We start from the raw sequence: 24041 nt of genomic DNA, 5'->3' as shown, positions 1-24041 counted from the left end.
CGAAAATTTTTCATATTCTTATCATAATTCTTTTAATTGGTCAAGATTTTTATTAAATTATTTTTTGTATTTCTACTTTATTTAACAGATTGAAAATTAATGATATATCTTCTTTCTTAAGCTCTAACTTCTGAATTTTTATATATGCTGTAGAGTAGGCAAGTTTCAAGGCGTAAACAGGATCATTATTTTTAATACCTATTATAAAGCCTGCAAGAAATGCATCTCCTGCTCCCCAGTTGAATCCTTTAATAGGAGGTAAAGTAGCAAAAAACATATCTTCTTCTGTGGCAAGAAATGCTCCCTTTTCTCCTAAGGTTATTAAAGAATATTTAATTCCCTTATCTTTAAAAAAATATCCTGCCCTTTTTAAATCTCTCTTAGTTTTTATAGAAAAATCTAAAATTTCTTCTGCCTCCTCTCTATTTGGCTTTATAATATCTGGCTTTTTCTCAAGAGAGATTTTTAATGCATCCCCTTGAGCATCTAGCACTTTAATCACAGGATAATTTCCTGAAATATCTAATAACTCTGAGTATATATCTGAAGGAACTCCTGGAGGGATACTACCAGAAAGAACTACAAATTTAGAATTTATAATTAATTTCTTAAATTTTTCTTTAAGCTCATAAATATCTTCCATAGAAATTTCAGGTCCTCTTCCATTTATAACTGTTGTGGGTCTTTTGTTTTCAGTTTCTATTATCCCAACAGCAAAACGTATATCCTTTTTCATTTTTACAAAGTCAAAGGGAATTTCTCTCTTTCTTAATTCTTCTTCTAATATTTCTCCAGTTTTTCCTCCAGATATTCCAAGAACGTAAGTATCTTCATTAAAGATTTTTAATGTTCTTGAGATATTTATTCCCTTGCCACCTGGAATTAAAATTTCTTTATCAGATCTGTGAACTCTTCCTATTCTTAATTTGGATAAAAATAAAGTTAAATCTAAACTAGGATTTAAAGTAACAGTGAGAATCATAAATTCCCTCCAATTTTTTCTCTTTTCTTTTTTCTTTCTGCATATTATACTTAATCTATGCTTGATAATATAGAGGAAATTTTAAAGTTAGCGGATGATTATAAATTACAGGGAAAACTTCTAAAAGCTATTTCCTTATATGAGGAACTTCTAAAGGAAATTCATGATTTTGATTTATCTCAATGGATTAGAATAACTTTAGCAGATCTATATTTGTGGGTTAAAAATTATGAGAAAGCAAAAGAATTGTTGACAAAAAGTATAGATTTGGATCCTTTTAATCCTCTATATTATTATCTTTTGGGATTTGTTTATCTCGCAGAAAATAATATAGAAATTGCGAAAATAAGTTTTTTAAAAGCATTAGAGTTATCTCCTGAAAATCCAGAATATTTAAGAGGATTAGCATGGACTGAGTATATATCTGGAAATTTAGAAAGAGCAGAGTTACTTCTTAAGAGAGTCCTAGAACTTGATTCTGGAAATGCTGCTGCAAGAGATAATCTTATTGAAGTTTTTATAAAGGAAGGAAAATTAAAAGAAGCAGAAGAAGAAATTAAGAAATTTAGAGCCTTTGATCCTCAGGATTGGCAAATTTTTCAGAGAATCCAACAATTAAGAGAAAAAGCAAAAGAAATTAAAGAAAAATCTTAATTTTTTAAAGTAGTACCTTGAACTTCAAAATTTTTCAGATATCTATCAATTTCTTCTCCTTCTAAAGTTTCTTTTTCTATTAGTATTTTAGATAACTCTCTTAGTACATTTTCATGGGTTTTTAAGATATTGAATGCTCTATTATATGCTGAGTCGATTATTTCTTTTATTTCTTCATCGATGGTTTTTGCTGTATCCTCACTGAAGTTTCTAATTTGCATTAGATCCTTTCCTAGAAAAACTTCAGAATGTTGATCTCCAAGAGAAAGATTTTTCAATTTCTTGCTCATTCCAAACTCGCATACCATTTTTCTTGCAAGTTCTACTGCTCTCTTAAGGTCATCAGCAGCACCTGAAGTGGGTTGTCCAAAGATTAATTCTTCTGCTGCTCTTCCACCTAATAATACAGCAATTTCTGATTCTAGTTCTTCCTTTGTTAATAAATATCTATCTTCTTCTGGCATTTGTAATGTATATCCAAGAGCTAATCCTCGAGGAATTATAGTTACCTTATGCACAGGATTAGCTTTTGGAAGTATTTTTCCTACCAAGGCATGTCCTAATTCATGAAAAGCTACAATTTCCTTTTCGCTACTTCTTATGATCCTACTCTTTTTCTCTGGTCCTGCAATAACTTTTTCTATTGCTTCTTCAAAGTCTTGCATAGTAATTTCTTTTCTATTTCTCCTTGCAGCTAAAATTGCAGCTTCATTTACTAAATTTGCTAAGTCAGCTCCTACAAAACCAGGGGTTCCCTTTGCTAATGCTTCTATATTAACATCCTTTGCTATAGGTTTTCCTCTCATGTGAACTTCAAGAATTTTTTTTCTTCCTTCTAAATCTGGTCTATCCACGACTACTCTTCTATCGAATCTCCCTGGTCTTAAAAGAGCAGTATCCAATATATCGGGTCTATTTGTAGCTGCAAGAACTATAACATTGGTATTTTCATCAAAGCCATCCATTTCTACTAAGAGTTGATTTAAAGTCTGTTCTCTTTCATCATGTCCTCCTCCAAGTCCTGCTCCTCTATGTCTACCTACAGCGTCCAGCTCGTCTATAAATACAATAGATGGAGATAATCTTTTTGCTTGATTAAATAAATCTCTCACTCTTGCAGCTCCAACTCCAACAAACATTTCTACAAACTCGGATCCACTAATGGATAAGAAGGGAACATTAGCTTCTCCAGCTACCGCTCTTGCTAATAAGGTTTTTCCTGTTCCTGGGGGTCCCACAAGAAGAATACCCTTGGGAATTTTTGCTCCCAATTGACGAAATTTTTGGGGATTTTTGAGAAATTCTACTACCTCTTTTAATTCTTCCTTTGCTTCGTCCGCTCCTGCAACATCTGCAAATGTAACTTTTGGTTTATTATCTAAGAAGATTCGAGCTCTACTTCTTCCAAAGGAAAAAGCCTGATTATTGCTTCCTTGAAGCTGACGAAGAAGAAGCCACATAAGGAAAAATACAAATAAATATGGTCCAAATCCTAAAAGAACATTTAACCATAAAGGGGTAGTTTCTGGGGGTTTCACTTCTATCTCTACATCATGGGCTATTAATTTATCAATTATTTTCGAATCTTGAATAGGAATTGTAACAGAAAATTTTGTTCCATTTTTGAAAATTCCTTCGATCTCTCTATCACTAATAGTAACTTTTGCTATCTCGTTTCTTTCAATATTTCTTAAGAATTCAGAATAATTTATCTCTATAGCACCCTTATTTATATTTAAAGGCGGATTTATAAAGGTATATATCAAGACTATAATTAAAATTAGGAAAATTAATTTTTGCATAATATTCTTCAATTTTATACTAAACCTCCTTTTCTACTTTAATATAAAGTATTTTCTTTGTATTCTCATCGATTTTTGCTAAATCACTTCTTCCTATTCCAACAATCCAAAGAATTTCATTTTTTCCCAGGATTAAAGGTATCAAATTCCTCTTAAATCGAGGTATCTTTCTGTCTATAAAGAAATCTTGCAATTTTTTACTCCTTCCTCCGAGCCCAAAGGGCTTAAATCTATCTCCCTCTTTCCAAGTTCTTATTGTTAACTCTTCTAAGTTTATTTTATCATAGTCAAAATACACATGAAAAGGATTTTGAAAATCAATATTTTTAATGTTCTCTCTATCAACCACTTCTGCAATAAGCTTCTCTCCAGTAGGAAGTTCTACATGTCCTGGAATTTTTAATGTTATAGAATATTGATCATATTTTTTTAGAGGAACTATTAAAATCTTATTCTTTGATTTATATAGTTCAATAGAATTTATTTTACCTAAAAAGCCCTCCTTTGGTTTCTCTATTTGCAAAATAATTTTCGTAATAGCTCTTGAAGAAAGATTTTTATTAAGACCACTATATACTTGAGAGAGAACTCGAAATTTTATAGGAAATGCTAAATCTTTCCATGTTGATAAATTTATTTCAAGATAATCTTCTTTTTTGACTACTTCTTTATTCAGATAATCTTCTGTGAATTTGTTTAAAAATTTCTCTTCCTCTTCTGCAATTTTTTTCTGGGTTATTAGACTTTCTGGAAAATGTTCTGAAATTTCTTGAAGAAATGGAATTAATTGCCAACGGATTTTATTTCTTAAGGTTATGGGAAGAAAATTGGTATAGTCTTCATGATAAATTATATTATTTCTTTTACAATATTCTCTAATTTCTTCTTTTTTAATATTAAGCAAGGGTCTTATAAATTTACCTCTTTTTATAGGAATCCCTACTAACCCTTTAAGTCCCATACCTCTTAAAAAATTCATGATAATGGATTCTATTTGGTCATCTAAAGTATGTCCCAAAGCAATTTTGTCTAGTCCTTTTTCTTCGGCTAATTTTTCTAATAGCCTATACCTTTCTTCTCTTAATTCTTTTTCTTTTAAAGATCTTTTAGATACCTCTAGGAAATATAATGGTAAATTTCTTTTTTCTGCAAATTTTTTGATAAGATCCTTTTCTATGAAGGTATCTTTTCTTATAAAATGTTCAACATAAGCTAAAGATAATTTCCAGTTAAAAATATGAGAAAGGTTAAAAAGAATATGAGAAAGAGCAAAAGAGTCGCTTCCTCCTGAGATTCCTATTAAAATGGAGTCTGAAGGTTTTAAAAGCGACTCTTTATTTATGAATTCTAAAACTTTATATTCTAAAGGATCTAAAACTCTTTTGTTTTTCACTTTTATGGTGGCGGTGCAGGGATTCGAACCCTGGACACCACGGTTATGAACCGTGTGCTCTAACCGCTGAGCTACACCGCCTAAAAATCTTGTAAATGTATTATACACTAAAAGTTAATATAAAAACAAGTTTCAATTTTCTCTTTACTAAATAAAAAAGTTGTGATAAACTTTCTTTCGAAAAGAGGATTAAAAATTCTGCCGGAGTGGCGGAATTTGGCAGACGCACTGGACTTAAAATCCAGAGGGTAGCAATACCCGTGCCGGTTCGAGTCCGGCCTCCGGCACCATTTTTAATCCCTTAAAATTTTTTTAATGAGGTGATTTATGGCAGAACATCAATATGAAGAAGACATTTTGATTCTTGAAGATGAGAATGGGCAAAAGTATGAGTATATTATTAGAGATTTTGTAGAAGTTGATGAAAAGACTTATGTTTTACTTTCTCCCAAGTCTTCTAATGATCCCGAAGAAATTTATGTATTTCGTTGTAGAATTTCTGAGGAAGATGGTGAATATTACATTGAAAGTCTTGAGGAAATTGATGACGAAGACGAATTTGAAAGAGTTGTGGAAGCTTTGGAAGAAGAAGAATGGGAGGAAGACTTGGACGAGGAAGATTTGGAAGAAGAGTAATTTAATTCTACTCTTTTTCTTTTTAATATTTTTTGCTCTATTTTTTGCTATTAGTATAATTCCACGAAATTTCAATAAAGGAGAAAAAATAGTATTTTATATACCGAAGGGAAGTTCTGCTTTAGAAATTGGACATCTTCTAAAAGAGAAAAATTTAATTTTCTCTGAATTTATTTTTTGGTTCTGGTGTAAAATTCTTGGGGTGGAAGAAAGATTAAAATATGGTTATTATGAACTTTCACCCCGACTTAGTATTTTAGAGATACTTAAGAAACTTTCTCGAGGAGATACTTTAGTAATTAAAGTTACAATTCCTGAGGGTTTAAATTTAGAAGATATATCTTATATTTTGTCTGATAAACTAAATATCTCAAGGGAAGAATTTATAAATCTTTCTAAAAATCCTGATAAAATAAGAGGAATTAAAAAGTATTTTCCAGAGGATCTTCCATCTTCTTTAGAAGGCTACCTTTTTCCAGAAACCTATTATTTCCCAAGGGATGTAGAAGAAGAATATATTATTTTAACTATGATTGATACTTTTTTTAAAAAAATAAATAAAGAGATTCCGAACTGGAGAAAGGAATTAGAAAAGAAAAACTTTTCTCTTAATGATTGGGTAATTTTAGCATCAATTGTTGAAAAAGAAGGAAAACTCGAAGAAGAACGACCATTAATCGCGGGAGTTTTTATTAATCGGTTAAAGAAAGGATATAAATTACAGTCTTGTGCTACTGTTGAATATATCTTTAATTTTAAAAAAGCAATTCTTACTTATGAAGACTTAAAGATAGATTCTCCATATAATACTTATATTTATCATGGACTTCCCCCAACTCCCATTTCTTCTCCTTCTCTTTCTTCTTTAAAAGCAGTATTATATCCCGAGGGAGATTATTTGTTTTTTGTTTCTAAAGGGGATGGAAGTCATTATTTTACAAAGAATTATAAAGAACATTTAGAATTTCAAAAGCAAAAAAAATAAGAAATGTTGAAAGAATTAAAACCCAAAAGATATATTCATTCCATTTTTAAAATAGATTTTGAGAATCTATATAAAGAAGGCTTTAGGGGAATAATTTTTGATCTTGATAACACTATAGTTCCGTGGAATGAAAAAGGTATAGATTCAAAAACTTTAGAATTTTTAGAGTATATAAAAAAAATTGGTTTTAAGATAATTATCATATCTAATAACTGGTCTTTAAAGAGAGTTAAATATTATTCAACAATAACAAAAATACCTGCTATTGGAGGCGCATTAAAACCACGAAATAGAGCTTTTAAAAAAGCTCTAAACATACTTAAAACTTCCCCCAAGACAACTTTAGTAATTGGTGATAGAATATTAACAGATATATGGGGAGGAAATAGATTGGGAATGTATACTATTTTGGTCTCACCACTAAATAGAAATGAAATATGGATAAAAAAATGGACTGTTAGAGTTTTGGAAAATCTTTTTATAAAAATCTGGATAAAAAAGGGTGAACTAACAGAGGAGGCTTAGCAAATTTGATTAAACCCTTTGATGAGAAAATATTAAATTTTCTAAGGGAAAGAAATATTTTAGAAGGAGAAATCTATAAAAGACTTGTTAATATGTTGCAAATTTCTAATAAAGACATACAAACAATTCTCCTTGAGCAAAATATCTTAGAACCTTCTGAATTAATAAAGATTATTTCTGAAATTCTAAAATGGAAGATCATGAGTATTGAAAATCCTGAACCAAATCCTGAAGCCTTAAAAATTATTCCTTCTTTCCTTACTAAGTTTTATAAATTTATACCCTTAAAAGTTGAAAATAAGACTCTACATGTTGGATTTACTCTTCCTATAAATCCTGCTGCAGTGGATGATATTGTTCTTATAACAGGCTATTCTGTAGTACCCTATATTTTAGATGTTTCATCTAAGGATAATTTAAAAAAAGAAACCTTAATAATGGAGAAATCAGAAGTTGTAGACTTGCAAGAAAAAATTATTGAATTAAAGGAAGAGAAAATAGAAAATGTTGAGAAAGAAGAGCTGGAAATAGTAGAGGAAACTGAAGAAAAGGTAATAGAGTTAAAAGAGGAAGATTTAGAGAGTATAGAGAAGATAGTAGAAGAAGTACAGAAAGTTAATTTTGAAGAGCCAGAAGAAAAAATAATAGAGGAAAATAGCGTTATCAAAGAAGTTGAGGAAACTGAGGAAAGTAAAAAAGAAGAAAGAAGTAAATCTAAACTTATTATGGAGAAAATAATTGGTGCAGTAAAAGATACTCTTCCTCGAGGAGATGCCTTACTGAGGTCAGAAAAGGCTACAAGGGTTCCGAGAAGAAAATTGTTAGGGGAAATTCTTATTGAAGAGGGTATAATAACAAAAGAGCAGTTAGAAATTGCTCTTGAAGAATCCCATAAGAGAGCAAAACCTCTTGGAGAAACATTGCTTGAACTTAAATATATAAATGATTATCAACTTGCACAGGTATTGAGTATACAATTAGGATTTCCCTTTAAGTCTTTGAAAGAGATAAAAATTGATCCTGAAATAGCAAAAATGATCAACTTTTCTAAAGCAAAACAAGATTTAATTCTTCCTCTCTATAAAGAAAATAATAGGGTTGTGGTTGCTATGGTAGATCCCGCAAATATTATGGCATTAGATGATATAAAAATGATTACAAAGAGCGAAGTAGAACCTGTAGTAGTTCCCAAAAATGAATTCTTAGAAGTAATAAACAGACTATGGAAAAGTCAAGAAATGAAGGAAATAATAGAAGATTTCACAAAGGTTGAAGAAGAAACGCAAACTTTAGAAGTTTCGGAAGAAGAAATAAGAGAAGAAACTGGACCAACAGCAAAATTAGTTAATAGTCTACTTTTGGAAGCTGTAGATCAAGGAGCAAGCGATATCCATATAGAACCTATGGAGAAAGGAGTAAGAGTAAGATTTAGAGTTGATGGAATATTGCATCAAGTTGCTAACTTTGCCAAAAAATATCATGCTCCTATTGTTTCTCGTATAAAAATAATAAGTGATATGGATATTGCAGAAAGAAGAGTACCTCAAGATGGTCGTATAAAAATGGTAATTAAAGGAAATACTTATGATTTTCGTGTTTCCACACTGCCAGGAGTCTTTGGAGAAAAAGTAGTTCTTCGTATCTTAGGAAGAGGTGAAATTTCTCTATCTTTAGAGAGCTTAGGATTTAGAGAAGAAAATTATAAAAAATATCTAAAAATGCTCAAAACCCCATATGGAATTATATTAGTAACTGGGCCTACAGGAAGTGGAAAATCTACAACTCTTTATGCATCTCTTAATATGATAAATTCACCAGATATAAACATAATTACTGTAGAGGATCCTGTGGAGTACCAGCTACCTGGAATTCATCAGGTTCAGGTAAATCCTAAAGCAGGGTTAGATTTTGCTGCTGCTTTAAGATCAATTCTTCGTCAAGATCCTGACGTTATTCTTGTTGGTGAGATCCGAGATGAAGAGACAGCAAGAATTGCTATTCAAGCGGCATTAACAGGACATTTAGTTCTCTCTACCTTACATACCAATGATGCCCCATCTACTATTACTCGTTTAATTGATATGGGAATTGAGCCCTTTTTAATTTCCTCTTCTTTACTAGGTGCTGTGGCTCAAAGATTAGTTAGAAAAATATGTCCGAATTGTAAAACCTCTTATGAGCCCACTTCTGAGGAGTTGGAAATTTTAGAAAGCCATCTTCATATTGATGTTAAAAATATAACCCTTTATAAGGGTAAGGGATGTTCTAATTGTAATAATAGAGGATACAAAGGAAGGACTGCAATTCACGAAGTTATGGTTATTGATGATGATATAAGAGAGTTAATTTTGAAGAAAGTGTCAAAGGAAACTATTAGAGAAGCTGCAAGAAGAAAGGGTATGAATACTTTAAGGGAAGATGGTCTTTTTAAAGTTTTAGAAGGTATTACTACTATTGAAGAGGTTATGAGAGTGACAGCTGCTGATTAAAAGGAGGTTTAGATTATGCCAAATTTTTCTATGATAGATATTTTACAAGAAGCTATTAAAAAGAATGCTTCTGATGTGCATATAACAGTAGGAGTCCCACCTATCTTTAGAATTAAAGGGCAGTTAATTCCTCAATCTCAATATTCTCCTTTGACTCCCCAGGATACTATTGAGTTAATATTTAGTCTTCTTACCGAAGAAAATAAACAAAGATTTCAAGAAAAAAGAGAATTAGATTTTTCTGTGGGAGTAAAGGGAGAAGGAAGATTTAGAGTTAATGCCTTTTTTCAAAGGAATAGTGTTGCAGCTGCTTTTAGACTTATACCTTGGCAAATTCCAAGTTTTCAGGAATTAGGTCTTCCTGTACCTGTACTTAAGGAATTAGCAAGTCTACCTAGAGGATTAATTTTAGTTACAGGGCCCACAGGAAGTGGAAAATCTACGACGTTGGCGTCAATGATTGATTACATAAATACAAACTTTAGTAAACATATAATAACTATTGAAGATCCTATAGAATATCTTCATACTCATAAAAAGTCCATAGTTAACCAGAGAGAAGTAGGAACAGATACTCATTCTTTTGCTAATGCTTTAAGATCTGCATTAAGGGAAGATCCTGATGTAATTTTAGTAGGAGAGATGAGAGATTTAGAGACAACTTCAATTGCTATTACTGCAGCAGAAACAGGGCATTTGGTTATGGCGACATTGCATACTGTAGACGCAGTCCAGAGTGTTGAAAGGATCGTAGATCAATTTCCAGCCCATCAGCAACAACAGATTAGAGTTCAGCTTTCTGGAGTTCTTCAAGGAGTAATATCTCAACAGTTATTACCCACAAAGGATGGAACAAGGAGAGTTCCTGCTGTTGAAATATTAATAGCTACTCCCGCGGTGAGAAGTTTGATTCGGGAAGCTAAGACTCCTCAAATTTATAATGTTATTCAAACAAGTGGGAAATTAGGAATGCAGACAATGGATCAGTCTTTAGCAGATTTGGTTAGAAGAAATCTTGTTACTGAGGAAGTTGCCCTTCAAAGGGCTGTTAACAAAGAAGAGCTTATAAGGCTTTTATGGGGTGAGGCCAGGAGGTGATTTAATTGGCTAAGTCCTTTGAATATAATGCAAGAAATATTAGGGGAGAATTAGTCAGAGGGGAAATAGAGGCGGAAGATATAAGAGAGGTAGCAAATTTCTTAAGAGAAAAAGGACTTTTACCTGTAAAGATTGAAGAAAAGAAAAAACGAGGTCTTTTCTCTCTAGCTTTCAGTAAAGAAGAAAAACCTAAAAAGGTAAAGTTAAATGATCTTGTTATATTTACAAGACAGTTTGCTACTATGATAAATTCAGGTTTATCTATGGCTACGGCGTTAAAGATTCTTGCGGAGCAAACAGAAAGTAAAGCATTAAGAACAATAGTTAGAGAGATACAAAAAGGTGTGGACGAAGGTATGGCTCTTTCTGAAGCTCTTAGCAAATTTCCTTTAGTTTTTTCAAAACTTTACACTAACATGATAAAAGCTGCAGAGGCATCAGGAACCTTAGATGAAACTCTTGAGAGATTAGCAACAACACTTGAAAAGCAACAAGAATTAAGAGGAAAGATAAGATCTGCAATGACTTATCCTGTAGCAATTTTGATCTTTGCAATTTTAGTTACCGCAGGGCTTTTAATATTCTTGGTTCCAACCTTTGCCAATATGTTTGAAAGTCTGGGTGCTCCATTACCTCTTCCTACTGCGATCATTTTAAAAATTAGCATAATTTTAAGACAGAATTTTTTAATAGTTTCAGGAGTATTCTTTAGTCTTATATATGGGGGATTTAGAGCAATAAAAAATCCAAAAATAAAAGAAAAAATAGATGCTTACCTTCTGAAAACTCCTCTTCTGGGGTCTCTTATAGAAAAAAGTGCTATAGTTAATTTCTCAAGAGTTTTTGCAACTCAAATAAAAACAGGAGTTCCTATTCTTCAAGCTTTAGAATTAGTATCTCAAACTGTAGGAAATAGTGTGTTTTCAAAGGCAATAATTAGTGCTAGTAAAAGGATAAGAGAAGGAGAGAAAATTGCTCCTCCTTTAAGAGATAGTAAAATTTTTCCTCCTATGGTGATTCATATGATATCAGTGGGAGAGGAATCTGGAAATTTAGAGTTAATGTTAAATAAAATTGGAGATTTCTATGAAAGAGAATTGGCGAATTCCATAGAAAGCTTGACTTCTCTTATTGAACCTTTAATGTTAGTAGTAATTGGTGGGCTTGCAGGAGGAATACTTATTTCTCTCTATCTTCCCATATTTACTATGTTCCAATATATAAAATGATTGATACTAATTTAAAACTTTTAGAAGAATATAAAAAAAATAGGGATCAAAAGATTTTAGAAGAGATAGTTAGGAAAAACAGTAATTTAGTGTATTATTGGGCAAAAAAATTTACTGATTATAATGAACCTCTTGAGGATTTAATTCAAGAAGGATATATTGGTCTTATTAAAGCTATAGAAAATTATGATCCTGAAAAGGGAGAATTTTCAACATATGCATCTTTTTTTATAAGAGGAGAGATCACTCACTATTTAAGAGATAAAGTTTCTAGGATTAAAATACCGAAAACTGTTAAAAGTCTGATTTTTGAATTGGAAAAGATTATTTACGAATTCTTAGAAAAAGAAAAACGATTTCCAGATACAAAAGAAATTGCAAAAAGAATGAATTTAAAAGAAGAAGGAGTATTGGAATTATTAAGAACAAGAGAAGCTCTTTATTCTTTATCCTTAGAAGATGAAGATTTTGAAATAGATCTATCTAAGATAAAGAGTGAAAGATTAGTTTCCTTTCAACTTCCTATCGAAGATAGGATTGCTTTAGAACAGGCTATAAATTCTCTCCCAGAGATTCAAAGAAAAATAATTTACTATATTTTTTATTACGACCTTACCCAATCAGAAATTGCAAAAAACTTAAAAATTTCTCAAGGACAAGTATCAAAATTACTAAAAAATGCACTAAAAAAATTAAAAGAAATATTAACTAAGGAAATTTTTTAAAAAAATTTGTGACAAAAATCCCTTTTCTTTTGGAATAATTTTTATAAAAGTAGTAAAATAGATAATAGAAAGGAGGTGTAAAGGATGAGAGAAAAGGGATTTACTCTTATTGAGTTAATGGTTGTTATTGTAATTATTGCCATTTTGGCTGCAGTAGCTCTTCCAAACTTTATGGGAGCAACTGAGAAAGCAAGGGAATCTGCGGTAAGAAGTGCAGTAAAGACAATTCAGACATCTCTTGAAATGTATGCGACAGATAATCAAGGATATTATCCTACAGCAACCCAATTTACTTCTACTGCTTTCAAGAGTTATCTACCAGGCAGAGAATTTCCCAAGAATCCATCAACAAATCAACCATATGCCTTTGGTAACCCAAGTGGAAACAGTGTACTCAGTAACGAAAACGCATATAGAATTAGATATGATTCCGATGGAACCACCTATACTATAACAGGATTTGCAAAAGATAACACAAAGACAGTAATTCAAGTTTCTAGCCAAGGAACAACACAATAGCTTATTTAAAAATTTTGAAATTCAAAAGGGGGAAGGAGAAATATCTTTCCCCCTTTTTATATCAAGTTCTTATATAAGGGCCTCATATTAATTAGGGGAGATAAAAAATATGCTTAAAAATGGTTTTACTTTAGTGGAACTTCTTATAGTTATAATTATTATTGCTATATTATCAATAGTAGGAATTGGCGGGTACTATAACTTTATAGAAAAAGGAAGAGAAAATACTGCAGTAAATGCATTAAGAGTTTTACATACCTCTATTGAGATGTATTCTACAGACACAAAGGGTATTTATCCTAGAGCAAATTCTCTTAATGAGTTAAAAGAAGCGATAAAAAAGTATCTTCCAGGGGGAGAAATGCCCCAAAATCCTTATAATAATATGCCCTATTCTGATGAAAATAACAATTATTACAGAATAACATATACTTATGACCCAGTAGAAAATTCATATACATTGATAGTAAGGAATAGGTATAATTATAAAAGACTATTGCTTCTTTCAAATAGAATTGTTATTATGGGAGAGAGATAAATATGAAAGAAGATAAATGGAAAAAGATTTGGGAGGATTTAAAACCTCAAATTGGATCCTTTGCAAAAAAAGCGGGAGAAACAATAGTTGATTTAGCAAAGACTTTGGGTAAGGAATCTTGGAAGTTAGCAAGAATTGGAGCATTAAAAGCAGAGATTTTGAGTTTAGAAAGTTCTATAAGGGAAGTTTATAAAAATATTGGGGAAAGAGCTTATAATTTATATAAAGAAGGAAAGGACATAAGTAAAGAAAGTTTTTTAGAACTTTTTGGAAAAATTGATAAATTAAATAAAGATATTGAATATAAAAAAGAAGAAATTAAAAGAATAGCAGAAGAGGAAAAATTAGAACCAGAGGATGTAGAAAAGATTCCTCCTTCGGAAGATGGGGAAAAAGCTTAAGGATCTTCCAAAGAATGAAAAACCAAGAGAAAGATTTCTTCATTATGGAGGACAAAGTTTATCTGACTCTGAACTTCTTGCTATAATTTTAAGGACTGGTAGTAGGAATTTATCGGTATTGGATCTTGCTCAAAATATTTTATCGGAATTTGGAAGTTTAAAAAGGCTTTCAGAGATTGGGATTGGAGAGTTGATAAAATATCCAGGGATTGGTATTACAAAAGCTATTCAAATTAAGGCAAGTATTGAACTGGGAAAAAGGATTTTATTAGATAAAAGGGAATTCTTTCAAGAAAGTATTCAAAATCCTGAGTCCGCATATAGACTTTTTCAGGAAGACTTTTTAAATCTCTTTGAGGAACATCTTTTTTGTGCCTATTTAAACACAAAAAATAACTGTTTAAGTAAAAGACTTATTGCAAAAGGGAATTTAAATGTAGTTTATGCTCAGCCAAGGGAAATTTTAAGATATGCTCTTCAAGAAAATGCTGTGAAAATAATATTAGCTCATAATCATCCCTCTGGTGATATTACTCCCAGTGAAGAAGATATAATATTTACCAAAAGGATAATAGAAGCAGGAAAAATAATAGGGTTAGAAGTTTTAGATCATTTGATTATAGGAAATAACAGATTTTTGAGTTTAAAGGAAAAAAATTATATTTAATCATGGAACAGAAGACTTTTTGGGAGTTAGTTGAGGAGAGAAAAGAAGAAAAAGTTCTTGTTATTGATGCATCTAGTATAATTTATAGGGTATATTATGCCCTTCCTTCTCTTAAAACTAAAAGTGGGGAAATGACCAATGCTCTTTATGGATTTATAAGAATTTTTCTCAATGCTATTGATGAATTTAAACCAAACTACTTAGTATCTGCCTTTGATCTTCCTCAACCTACCTTTAGGCATAAGATTTATAAAGAATATAAGGCTCAAAGACCTACCATGGGTGATGATTTAAGACGACAAATTCCTTGGATAAAGGAATTTTTAAGAATTATAAATATCCCCATATTAGAGGAACCTGGTCTTGAAGCAGATGATTTAATTGCTACCGTAGTCTGTCAAAATAAAGATAAGAAGATATATATTCTTTCTGGAGATTTGGATCTTCTTCAACTGGTTTCAGAAAATTGCTTTCTTATTCATCCTCAGAGGGGAATAACTGAGTTTAATATATATGATGAATCTAAGGTTAAAGAAAGATTTGGAGTTTTACCATGGAAACTGCCCTTATTCAAGGTTTTAGTAGGAGATAATTCAGATAATATTCCAGGAATTCCAGGGATTGGTCCAAAAAGAGCAGTAAAAATTTTAGAAAAAGTATCTTCTTTAGAAACGTTAAAATTTAGTTTAAGAGATATTGATGAGGATATAAAAAAGAATATAGAAGAAAACTGGGATATATTAGAAAGAAATATAAGACTGGTATCTTTGAAAATTTTGCCCAAAAAAATTACTTTGAAGCCTTATGATGAAAATGAACTGAAGAAGGAGGAATTATTAAGATTTTTAGAGAGATTTGAGATGAAAAGTTTAATTGCAAAAATATTTCCACATATGGAAACTTCTCCTATTGTTTTGTCCTCTGTTCCTGATCCTGATGATTTCGAAAAAATGATTGAAAAAGAGGGGGTTTTTGCTTTTAAGTTCTTAGGAGATAAAAGTTTAGACGGACTTTCCTTTTCCTTTAAAGAGAAAGAGGGATATTATCTTTCTAGTTTAGATTTAGAAAAATATAGAGATTCATTAGAACGGATTTTTGCATCTTCAAATATAGAAAAAATTGGTTCTTATATTCAAAAGGATCTTTCCCTTTTTCCTTTAAAAATATCAGGTAAAATTTTTGATGTTAGTATTGCATCTTATCTTCTTAATCCCGAGAGACAAAATCATTCTCTTCCTGTACTCATTGCTGAATATTTTGGGGAGACAAAAGTTCTTCCTCAAACTTTTTCAGGATATCTCATCCCTTTAAAGGAAATATTAGAAAAAAGATTACAAGAAGAGGAATTGGAAAAAATATTTTGGGAGATTGAAATTCCGTTAATACCTGTTCTTTATTCTATGGAAAAATTTGGAATAAAAGTAGATATTTCGTATATTAAAGAGCTATCAAGGGAGTGGGGAGAAAGATTATTGAAAATTGAAGAAGAAATTTATCAACTAGCAGGGGTAAAATTTAACATAAATTCTCCAAAGCAACTTTCTGAGGTTTTATACGAAAGATTAAAACTTCCTACGAGAAAAAAGGGAAAAACAGGTTATTCAACCTCTCAAGAAACGCTTCAAGAACTTATTAATTATCATCCTATAGTAAGAAAAGTCCTAGAATATAGGGAATTTTATAAGCTAAAAAGCACTTATGTTGATTCTATTCCAAGCCTGATAAATCCGAAAACCCAAAGACTTCATAGTAGTTTTAATCCTACAGGAACATCTACAGGAAGGTTAAGTAGTAGTGAACCCAATCTTCAAAATATACCCATAAGAAGTGAAGAAGGTAAGAAGATAAGAAGAGCTTTTATTCCCGAAGAGGGATGGTATTTTATTTCCTTAGATTATTCTCAAATAGAATTGAGAATTCTTGCACATCTATCTGGAGAAGAAAAACTAATTAAAGCTTTTTTAGAAGATAAAGATATTCATAGAAGAACCGCATCGGAAATTTTTGGAATTCCCGAGGATAAAATAGACGATAATTTAAGAGCTAAGGCGAAGGCAGTAAATTTTGGAATAATTTATGGCATTACTCCTAAGGGTCTTTCGGAAGCAACAGGACTTTCTATAGAAGAATGTGAAAAGTTCATAGAGAAATATTTTCAACATTATCCAAAAGTTAAGGAATATATTGAAGAATCCATAAAAACTGCAAGGGAAAAGGGATACGTAAAGACATTATTGGGAAGAAAAAGATATCTTCCTGAAATAAATAGTGCTAATAGACAATTAAGACAACTTTCTGAAAGAATTGCTATAAATTCTCCTATTCAAGGAACTTCTGCTGATATTATTAAGCTTTCTATGATTGAAATTTATAAAGAATTAGAAAAAAGAAATCTAAAATCGAGAATTCTTTTGCAGATTCACGATGAACTAATATTGGAAGCTCCAGAGGAAGAAATAGATTTGATTGGAAAAATTGCAAAAGAAAAGATGGAAAATGTTATTAGTCTTTCTGTCCCATTAAAAGTGGAATTATCTATTGGGAAAAATTGGGCAGAACTAAAATAGATGTTTATTTTGGGAATTACTGGTGGAATTTCTTCAGGAAAGAGTCTTGTAGTTAATACATTAAAAAGTCTTGGAGTTTGTGTTATCAGTGCAGATGAGATTGTTCATTCTCTTCTCTTGCAACCTTATTATCTTAATAAAATTAGAGAAATCTTTGGAGATGGAGTTTTTGATGGCGAGATCTTAAATAGAAAAAAACTTGGGAAGGTTATTTTTTCTTCAGAAGAAAAGAGAAAAATTTTAAATAATCTTTTACATCCTCCTGTTCTTAAAATAATGAAAGAAGAAATAGAAAAAAATAAAGGAAAAAAAGGAATCCTGGCTTTTGAAGTTCCTCTGCTTTTTGAGGTAGGAATTGAAGATTGGTTTGATGAGATATGGGTAGTTTACTGTCCCTTTGAGAAGCAAATTGAGAGATTGATAAAAAGAGAGAATATTTCTTATGAGGAAGCTATAGAAAGAATATATTCTCAGATGCCTATGGAAGAAAAAATAAAAAAAGCTCATTATATAATAGATAACTCTGGGAGCATAGAAAATACAATAAATCAGGTAAAAGAAAGATTTTATTATATAAAAAGAATGGTTTATAATAAGAATGGATAAAGGGTGATAAAAATGTCAAGATTTATATTGGTATCGGAGTTTAAACCTTGTGGAGATCAGCCTCAGGCTATAGAAAAACTTACCGAGGGAATAAAAAGAGGATATAAATTCCAGACTTTAGTAGGAGTTACAGGGTCTGGAAAAACTTTTACTATGGCAAATATTATCGCTAATGTTCAGAAACCTACATTAGTTATTGCTCCTAACAAAACCTTAGCTGCCCAATTATATGGTGAATTTAAGGAATTCTTTCCTTATAATGCAGTAGAATATTTTGTCAGTTATTATGACTATTATCAGCCTGAGGCATACATACCTCAGACAGATACATACATAGAAAAGGATGCTGATATAAACGACAGAATAGATAGATTAAGACACAGCACTACAAGTTCTCTTCTAAGTAGAAGAGATGTTATAGTTGTTGCTAGTGTTTCCTGTATATACGGTCTTGGCTCTCCTGAAGATTATGAGCATATGGTATTTAGAATAAGATTAGAAGAAGAATTTCCAAGGGATAAGCTCTTGAGAAGGTTAGTTAAACTTCAATATCAAAGAAATGATTACGAATTTATTCGAGGAAGATTTAGGGTAAGAGGAGACGTAGTAGAAATCTTTCCAATAGGATCTGAAACTGCAATAAGAATAGAATATTTTGGAGATTATATAGAGAGGATATCAGAATTTGATCCTATTTCAGGTAAAAGAACAATAGATCTAAAAGAAGTTTGGATTTATCCTGCAACCCATTATGTTGCTCCTCCTGAGAAGATGGAAAGAGCTTTAGAATCTATAAAAAAAGAGTTGGAAGAAAGATTAGAAGAATTGAAAAGACAAGGAAAATTTTTAGAAGCCAAAAGATTAGAAGCAAGAACCCTTTATGATCTAGAACTCTTGCAGGAAATTGGATATTGTAAAGGAATAGAAAATTATTCAAGACATTTTGATGGAAGACTTCCTGGAGAACCTCCATACACTCTTTTGGATTATTTCCCCGATGACTATCTTCTCTTTATAGATGAATCTCATCTTACAATTCCTCAGCTTAGGGGAATGTATCATGGGGATAGATCAAGAAAATTTAATCTTGTGGAATATGGATTTCGTTTACCTTCTGCCTATGATAATCGCCCACTAACCTTTGAGGAGTTCCTAGAAAGAGTAAATCAAGTTATCTTTGTATCTGCAACTCCTGCAGAGTTTGAGTTTTCAGTGTCGGAACAGGTAGTGGAGCAATTAATAAGACCTACAGGACTTCTTGATCCAGAAATTGAGGTTCATCCCACAAAGGGACAAATTGAACACTTAATTTCTCAAATTAAAGAAGTGGTAGAAAGGGGAGAGAGAGTTTTAGTAACTACGTTAACGAAAAGAACTGCGGAGGATCTTGCAGAATATCTTTCGGATCTCGGAATGAAAGTAACTTATTTGCATTCAGAGATAGAAACTTTAGAAAGAACAGGAATTCTTCAAGATTTAAGAGCTGGAAAATTTGATGTTCTTGTGGGGATTAATTTGTTAAGAGAAGGTTTAGATCTTCCTGAGGTATCTTTGATAGCTATCTTAGATGCGGATAGAGAGGGATTTTTAAGATCTGAAAGGTCTCTTATTCAAATTATGGGAAGGGCTGCGAGAAATATAAATGGAAAAGTAATAATGTATGCGGATACTATTACAGAATCTATGGCGAAAGCTATAGCAGAGACCGAAAGAAGAAGAAAAATTCAGATGGAATATAACAAGACCCATGGAATTGTTCCAAAAAGTATAAAAAAATCTTTGAAAGAGGTATTTCAATTTGCAGAGGCACTTATGGAAAATAAAGTTGATTATAAGATGATTTCCAAGGAGCTCGAAAAAGAAGAGATTGAAGAAATGATCTTGGAATTAGAAAAGGCTATGTATGAGGCTGCAGGAAATTTAGATTTTGAGAAAGCTGCTCAATTAAGGGATCAAATAAAGGAATTAAAAGAAATTCTTAAGAAAAAAAGCCTAAAATGAGTGAGAAGTATATTAAAATAAGAGGAGCAAGGGAACACAATCTTAAGAATATAAATTTAGATCTTCCGAGAAACAAACTAATAGTATTTACAGGAATTAGTGGATCTGGAAAGTCTTCCTTAGCCTTTGATACTATTTATGCGGAAGGACAAAGAAGATATGTGGAATCCTTATCTACTTATGCAAGACAATTTTTAGGACAATTAAATAAGCCAGATGTGGATATTATAGAAGGACTTTCTCCTGCTATTTCTATTGATCAAAAAACAGTTATTAAGAATCCAAGATCTACAGTGGGAACTGTGACAGAAATTTATGACTATTTAAGACTTCTTTTTGCAAATATAGGAAAACCTCACTGTCCTAACTGTAATATTGAGATCTCTGCTCAGACGGTGGAACAAATTGTAAATAAAATATTAAGCTTTCCTGAGGGAAGAAGAATACAGGTTTTATCTCCTGTAGTTAGAGGGAGAAAGGGTGAATATAAAAAACTCTGGGAAAATCTAAGAAAGCAAGGTTTTTTAAGGGTTAAAGTAGATAATGAAGTATATTCTTTGGATGAGGATATTGATCTTGATAAAAATAAAAAGCATGATATCTCTGTTATTGTTGATCGCTTGATAATAAAACCTGATATAAGAAGTAGACTCTTTGAAGCTGTTGAGCTTTCTCTTAAACTGAGTGAAGGATTGGTATTAATAGAAGAGTTAACAGAAGAAGGACCCAAGGAACATCTATTTAGTGAGAATTTTTCGTGTCCCCAATGTGGATTTAGTTTTGGAGAGATAACTCCCCGTCTTTTCTCCTTTAATAGTCCCTACGGTGCTTGCCCTTCTTGTTCAGGACTTGGTGGTAAAAAGGAGTTTGATCCCGATTTAATCCTTGATCTTGAGAAATCCATATTAGAAGGAGGAATAATTCCTTGGGGAAAGGATATTTCTCCCTACTATAGGATTCTTCTTACTAATTTGGGTAAAAAACTGGGTTTTTCTTTGGATATCCCATTAAAATTTTTCTCGGAAAAGCAAAAAAATGCATTATTATATGGTGTTCCCTTTGCTATTCATGTTGAATATCCTGATTGGGATATCTATGGATACAGATCCTTTGAAGGCTTGATAAATATATTCATGAAAAGATATCAGGAGACCGAATCCGAAGAAATAAGAGATTATTTTGAAAAATTTATGATATTTTCTCCATGTAGTGAATGTGGAGGAAAAAGGTTAAAGAAAGAGTCTTTAGCAATTACTGTAGGTGGTAAGAATATTGCGGAGGTTTGTAGTTTAACCCTCTTAGAGCTTCAAGATTTTCTTAAAAATCTTGAACTTTCTGAAAAAGAAAGAATCATTGCAGAACCTATCTTAAAAGAAATCTTTCAAAGGGTGAGATTTTTAATTGAAGTGGGAGTAGATTATTTAACCTTAGATAGATCTGCAGATACTTTATCAGGAGGAGAATCTCAAAGGGTGAGACTTGCTACTCAAATTGGCTCTGGTCTTGTGGGAGTTATTTATGTTTTAGATGAACCAAGTATTGGACTTCATCCTAGAGATAATAAGAGGTTGATAGAGAATCTTAAAAATTTAAGAGATTTAGGAAATACTATATTAGTTGTGGAGCATGATGAAGAGATTATAAGATCTGCGGATTTTATTGTGGATATAGGACCTGGAGCAGGAGAGCATGGAGGAGAAATAGTTGTTGCAGGATCTTTAGAAAAGGTATTGTCTCATCCTACATCTATCACTGCTCAATATTTAAGAGGAGATAGAAAAATCCCAATACCTAAAGAAAGAAGAAAAGGAAATTCTAATTGGCTCGAAATAAAAGGAGCTCGTGCAAGAAATCTTAAAAATATAAATGTAAAAATACCTTTAGGAACCTTTGTATGTCTTACAGGAGTTTCTGGATCTGGAAAAAGTACATTGGTAGAAGAGGTAATATATCCTGCCCTTCAAAAGGCAATATATGGAAAGAAAATAAAGGGTAAAAATTATGATGAGGTTTTAGGGACAGAGTATATTGATAAAGTTATTATAATTGATCAATCTCCCATAGGAAGAACTCCAAGATCTAATCCCGCAACTTATACAGGAGTTTTTACAGATATTCGAGAGTTATTTGCAGAACTTCCTGAATCAAGAATAAGAGGATATAAGCCCGGAAGATTTAGCTTTAATGTTAAGGGTGGAAGATGTGAGGCATGTCATGGTGAGGGTATGGTTAAGGTTGAGATGCATTTTCTTCCTGATATTTATATTCCTTGTGAAGTCTGTAAAGGAAAAAGATATAATAGTGAAACTTTGGAAATAACCTTTAAAGGAAAAAATATTGCGGATGTTTTAGATATGAGTGTAGAGTCTGCATTGGAATTTTTTGATAAATTTCCTTCTATAAAAAGAAAACTTCAAACTCTATATGATGTGGGGCTCTCGTACATAAAGTTGGGACAACCTGCAACTACTCTTTCAGGTGGTGAGGCTCAAAGAATAAAGTTAGCAGCAGAACTTTCAAAAAAGAGTACAGGAAGAACCTTTTATATATTGGACGAGCCCACCACAGGACTTCATTTTGCAGATGTAGAGAAGCTTGTAAATCTTCTTCATAGATTAGTAGATAGTGGCAATACAGTATTAGTTATTGAACATAATTTAGAAGTTATTAAAACTGCAGATTATATAATAGATTTAGGTCCTGAAGGAGGAGAAAGAGGAGGAGAAATCGTAGCTGTAGGGACTCCTGAAGAGATTGCAGAGATTCCTAATTCTCATACAGGACGGTTTTTAAGAAAAATTTTATTCTTAGAGAGAAAGATATATGCATGATAGGTACTTATCCCTTAAATAATGGTTACTTGATTATAAATTATGAAGGAAAGATTATAAAGAGAATTTATTGGGAGAAGAATCCTAAGAAGATAAATATTAATTTCCCTTTTTATACTCTTTTTGATTCTTATTTTCATGGAGAAAATGTAGATTTTTCTAAAGTTTCATTAGATTTTTCTATGGTTTCTCCTTTTTGTAAAAAGGTTTATGAATTAGCAAGGGAAATTCCCTTTGGTAAGATAACTTCATATAAAGCAATAGCTGAAAAATTGGGATACAATAATGGATCAAGAGCAGTAGGACAGGCATTAGCAAAAAATCCCTTCTTAATTATTATACCTTGTCATAGGGTTATAAGAAGTGATGGAAGACTAGGAAATTTTTCTTTGGGAGTAGAATTTAAGAAATTTCTCTTAAAATTAGAGGGAATAGAGGAGGTAGAAAATGGAAAGATTCTTAGCCTTAGATATTGGTGGTACTAAGATTGCTCTGGGAAGATTTTTGGGAGATGGAAAATTAGAGGAAAAAATAATATTTCCTACAAATGCAGAAAGAGGATACAGAAAAATTTTAGAAGAAATCATAGAAAATCTAAAAAAACTTAAAACAAGTGATACTTTGGCTCTTGGAATAGGATGTGGGGGACCTTTAGATAGTGAGAAGGGAGTTATCCTTTCCCCTCCTAATCTTCCAGGTTGGGACAATGTTCCATTAAAGGGAGATTTAGAATCTGCCTTAAATATTCCTGTTTTTTTAGATAATGATGCAAATACTGCATGCTTAGGAGAATATTATTTTGGAGCGGGTAGAGGAGTTAAGAATTTAGTTTACATAACTGTGAGCACGGGAATTGGCGGAGGAGTTATTATTGATGGAAAAATTCTTCGTGGACAAAGAAATAGTGCTGGAGAGATAGGACATCAGACTATTTTACCTCATGGTCCTCTTTGTAATTGTGGAAACAAAGGTTGTCTTGAGGCTTTAGCATCAGGAATAGCTATTGCAAAAAGAGCAGAAGAGGCTATTCTAAATAATGAAGATACTATTTTAAAAGAATTAAGTAGAAAAGAAAGAATTTCTGCAGAGCTCGTAAGAAAGGCATATCTTCAAGGTGATAAGGTTTCTGAAAGAATTTGGAAAAGTGCTTTAGAATATCTTGGAATTGGTATAGGAAATGTTATAACTATATTGAGTCCAGAAAGGATAATTCTTGGTGGAGGGATAATGAAAGCAGGAGAAGAAGTGCTAGAGACAGTAAAAAGGGTAGTAAAAGAGAGAGTAAAGTTAGTTCCAGTAGATAAAGTAGAAATATTATCCTCTCAATTAGGAGAAGATGTAGGACTATATGGTGCTTTAGCTCTTATCTTAAGTGAGATAGGAGCAAGATAAA

At 31.7% G+C, this 24041-nt stretch carries 21 protein-coding genes and 2 tRNA genes; 19 read left to right on the top strand and 4 right to left on the bottom strand.

The window, feature by feature from the left end; all coding sequences use genetic code 11:
* Nucleotides 1-52: 52 nt before the first annotated feature.
* Complete coding sequence (locus NZ841_00215) at nt 53-982, bottom strand: 1-phosphofructokinase family hexose kinase (protein MCS7201198.1); 930 nt, start codon at nt 980-982, stop codon at nt 53-55.
* A 57-nt stretch (nt 983-1039) separates the two neighbouring features.
* On the opposite strand from NZ841_00215, the gene NZ841_00210 reads away from it, so the two are divergent.
* The gene (locus NZ841_00210) at nt 1040-1636 is read left to right on the top strand and encodes a tetratricopeptide repeat protein (GenBank protein MCS7201197.1); all 597 of its coding nucleotides are present in this window, start codon (nt 1040-1042) and stop codon (nt 1634-1636) included.
* Here NZ841_00210 and ftsH read toward each other — a convergent pair.
* The 3 genes from ftsH to NZ841_00195 all read right to left on the bottom strand — a co-directional run bounded on the left by ftsH (nt 1633) and on the right by NZ841_00195 (nt 4912).
* Complete coding sequence (gene ftsH, locus NZ841_00205; GenBank protein MCS7201196.1) at nt 1633-3450, bottom strand: ATP-dependent zinc metalloprotease FtsH; 1818 nt, start codon at nt 3448-3450, stop codon at nt 1633-1635. The genes NZ841_00210 and ftsH overlap by 4 nt on opposite strands.
* Nucleotides 3451-3457: 7 nt before the next feature.
* Nucleotides 3458-4831, bottom strand: coding sequence for a tRNA lysidine(34) synthetase TilS (gene tilS / locus NZ841_00200; protein MCS7201195.1), 1374 nt, complete (start codon nt 4829-4831; stop codon nt 3458-3460).
* 5 nt (nt 4832-4836) lie between these two features.
* Nucleotides 4837-4912, bottom strand: a tRNA-Met gene (locus NZ841_00195).
* 119 nt (nt 4913-5031) lie between these two features.
* On the opposite strand from NZ841_00195, the gene NZ841_00190 reads away from it, so the two are divergent.
* The 18 genes from NZ841_00190 (at nt 5032) to NZ841_00105 (ending at nt 24040) form a co-directional block, all read left to right on the top strand.
* Nucleotides 5032-5121, top strand: a tRNA-Leu gene (locus tag NZ841_00190).
* A gap of 37 nt (nt 5122-5158) precedes the next feature.
* Nucleotides 5159-5467, top strand: a complete 309-nt coding sequence (locus tag NZ841_00185; GenBank protein ID MCS7201194.1) for a DUF1292 domain-containing protein — start codon at nt 5159-5161, stop codon at nt 5465-5467.
* Nucleotides 5376-6452 carry an endolytic transglycosylase MltG gene (mltG, locus tag NZ841_00180; protein MCS7201193.1) on the top strand — a complete coding sequence of 359 codons (1077 nt, stop codon included), beginning with the start codon at nt 5376-5378 and terminating at the stop codon, nt 6450-6452. The genes NZ841_00185 and mltG overlap by 92 nt, the downstream gene beginning before the upstream one ends.
* Nucleotides 6453-6455: 3 nt before the next feature.
* The gene (locus NZ841_00175) at nt 6456-6977 is read left to right on the top strand and encodes a YqeG family HAD IIIA-type phosphatase (GenBank protein ID MCS7201192.1); all 522 of its coding nucleotides are present in this window, start codon (nt 6456-6458) and stop codon (nt 6975-6977) included.
* Between the two features lie 5 nt (nt 6978-6982).
* Nucleotides 6983-9466: a type II secretion system ATPase GspE gene (gene gspE, locus NZ841_00170; protein MCS7201191.1), complete on the top strand. Its 2484-nt coding sequence runs from the start codon at nt 6983-6985 to the stop codon at nt 9464-9466.
* A gap of 15 nt (nt 9467-9481) precedes the next feature.
* Nucleotides 9482-10564, top strand: coding sequence for a type IV pilus twitching motility protein PilT (locus NZ841_00165; GenBank protein ID MCS7201190.1), 1083 nt, complete (start codon nt 9482-9484; stop codon nt 10562-10564).
* Nucleotides 10565-10569: 5 nt separating this feature from the next.
* Complete coding sequence (locus NZ841_00160; GenBank protein ID MCS7201189.1) at nt 10570-11793, top strand: type II secretion system F family protein; 1224 nt, start codon at nt 10570-10572, stop codon at nt 11791-11793.
* On the top strand, nt 11790-12518 hold the full coding sequence (locus tag NZ841_00155; GenBank protein ID MCS7201188.1) for a sigma-70 family RNA polymerase sigma factor: 729 nt from the start codon (nt 11790-11792) through the stop codon (nt 12516-12518). The genes NZ841_00160 and NZ841_00155 overlap by 4 nt, the downstream gene beginning before the upstream one ends.
* Before the next feature lie 84 nt (nt 12519-12602).
* Nucleotides 12603-13037, top strand: a complete 435-nt coding sequence (locus tag NZ841_00150; GenBank protein ID MCS7201187.1) for a type II secretion system GspH family protein — start codon at nt 12603-12605, stop codon at nt 13035-13037.
* 109 nt (nt 13038-13146) lie between these two features.
* On the top strand, nt 13147-13575 hold the full coding sequence (locus tag NZ841_00145; GenBank protein MCS7201186.1) for a prepilin-type N-terminal cleavage/methylation domain-containing protein: 429 nt from the start codon (nt 13147-13149) through the stop codon (nt 13573-13575).
* 2 nt (nt 13576-13577) lie between these two features.
* Nucleotides 13578-13976 carry a DUF47 domain-containing protein gene (locus NZ841_00140; protein MCS7201185.1) on the top strand — a complete coding sequence of 133 codons (399 nt, stop codon included), beginning with the start codon at nt 13578-13580 and terminating at the stop codon, nt 13974-13976.
* A complete protein-coding gene (gene radC, locus NZ841_00135; protein MCS7201184.1) occupies nt 13960-14643 on the top strand; it encodes a DNA repair protein RadC in 684 nt (227 codons plus the stop codon). The genes NZ841_00140 and radC overlap by 17 nt, the downstream gene beginning before the upstream one ends.
* Nucleotides 14644-14645: 2 nt before the next feature.
* Complete coding sequence (gene polA, locus NZ841_00130; protein MCS7201183.1) at nt 14646-17210, top strand: DNA polymerase I; 2565 nt, start codon at nt 14646-14648, stop codon at nt 17208-17210.
* Nucleotides 17211-17816 carry a dephospho-CoA kinase gene (coaE, locus tag NZ841_00125; GenBank protein MCS7201182.1) on the top strand — a complete coding sequence of 202 codons (606 nt, stop codon included), beginning with the start codon at nt 17211-17213 and terminating at the stop codon, nt 17814-17816.
* 12 nt (nt 17817-17828) lie between these two features.
* Complete coding sequence (gene uvrB, locus NZ841_00120) at nt 17829-19817, top strand: excinuclease ABC subunit UvrB (GenBank protein MCS7201181.1); 1989 nt, start codon at nt 17829-17831, stop codon at nt 19815-19817.
* Nucleotides 19814-22648, top strand: coding sequence for an excinuclease ABC subunit UvrA (uvrA, locus tag NZ841_00115; GenBank protein MCS7201180.1), 2835 nt, complete (start codon nt 19814-19816; stop codon nt 22646-22648). Before uvrB ends, uvrA begins: the two co-directional genes overlap by 4 nt.
* Nucleotides 22645-23133: an MGMT family protein gene (locus NZ841_00110; protein MCS7201179.1), complete on the top strand. Its 489-nt coding sequence runs from the start codon at nt 22645-22647 to the stop codon at nt 23131-23133. The genes uvrA and NZ841_00110 overlap by 4 nt, the downstream gene beginning before the upstream one ends.
* Nucleotides 23096-24040, top strand: coding sequence for an ROK family protein (locus tag NZ841_00105; protein ID MCS7201178.1), 945 nt, complete (start codon nt 23096-23098; stop codon nt 24038-24040). The genes NZ841_00110 and NZ841_00105 overlap by 38 nt, the downstream gene beginning before the upstream one ends.
* Nucleotide 24041 lies beyond the last annotated feature (1 nt).

The organism is Dictyoglomus sp. (assembly GCA_025060475.1).
GTDB lineage: Bacteria > Dictyoglomota > Dictyoglomia > Dictyoglomales > Dictyoglomaceae > NZ13-RE01.
The sequence above is the reverse complement of the archived record's forward strand: the minus strand, read 5'-3'. Positions and strand labels throughout refer to the sequence as shown.

Excerpts from the sequence above, each read along its gene's own strand:
- NZ841_00110 (MCS7201179.1), top strand. The coding sequence starts at position 22,645 with ATGATAGGTACTTATCCCTTAAATAATGGTTACTTGATTATAAATTAT.
- polA (MCS7201183.1), top strand. The coding sequence starts at position 14,646 with ATGGAACAGAAGACTTTTTGGGAGTTAGTTGAGGAGAGAAAAGAAGAA.
- NZ841_00165 (MCS7201190.1), top strand. The coding sequence starts at position 9,482 with ATGCCAAATTTTTCTATGATAGATATTTTACAAGAAGCTATTAAAAAG.
- NZ841_00185 (MCS7201194.1), top strand. The coding sequence starts at position 5,159 with ATGGCAGAACATCAATATGAAGAAGACATTTTGATTCTTGAAGATGAG.
- uvrB (MCS7201181.1), top strand. The coding sequence starts at position 17,829 with ATGTCAAGATTTATATTGGTATCGGAGTTTAAACCTTGTGGAGATCAG.
- NZ841_00155 (MCS7201188.1), top strand. The coding sequence starts at position 11,790 with ATGATTGATACTAATTTAAAACTTTTAGAAGAATATAAAAAAAATAGG.
- mltG (MCS7201193.1), top strand. The coding sequence starts at position 5,376 with ATGACGAAGACGAATTTGAAAGAGTTGTGGAAGCTTTGGAAGAAGAAG.
- coaE (MCS7201182.1), top strand. The coding sequence starts at position 17,211 with ATGTTTATTTTGGGAATTACTGGTGGAATTTCTTCAGGAAAGAGTCTT.
- NZ841_00145 (MCS7201186.1), top strand. The coding sequence starts at position 13,147 with ATGCTTAAAAATGGTTTTACTTTAGTGGAACTTCTTATAGTTATAATT.
- NZ841_00210 (MCS7201197.1), top strand. The coding sequence starts at position 1,040 with ATGCTTGATAATATAGAGGAAATTTTAAAGTTAGCGGATGATTATAAA.
- NZ841_00140 (MCS7201185.1), top strand. The coding sequence starts at position 13,578 with ATGAAAGAAGATAAATGGAAAAAGATTTGGGAGGATTTAAAACCTCAA.
- radC (MCS7201184.1), top strand. The coding sequence starts at position 13,960 with ATGGGGAAAAAGCTTAAGGATCTTCCAAAGAATGAAAAACCAAGAGAA.
- NZ841_00175 (MCS7201192.1), top strand. The coding sequence starts at position 6,456 with ATGTTGAAAGAATTAAAACCCAAAAGATATATTCATTCCATTTTTAAA.
- NZ841_00215 (MCS7201198.1), bottom strand. The coding sequence starts at position 982 with ATGATTCTCACTGTTACTTTAAATCCTAGTTTAGATTTAACTTTATTT.
- NZ841_00105 (MCS7201178.1), top strand. The coding sequence starts at position 23,096 with ATGGAAAGATTCTTAGCCTTAGATATTGGTGGTACTAAGATTGCTCTG.
- NZ841_00150 (MCS7201187.1), top strand. The coding sequence starts at position 12,603 with ATGAGAGAAAAGGGATTTACTCTTATTGAGTTAATGGTTGTTATTGTA.
- uvrA (MCS7201180.1), top strand. The coding sequence starts at position 19,814 with ATGAGTGAGAAGTATATTAAAATAAGAGGAGCAAGGGAACACAATCTT.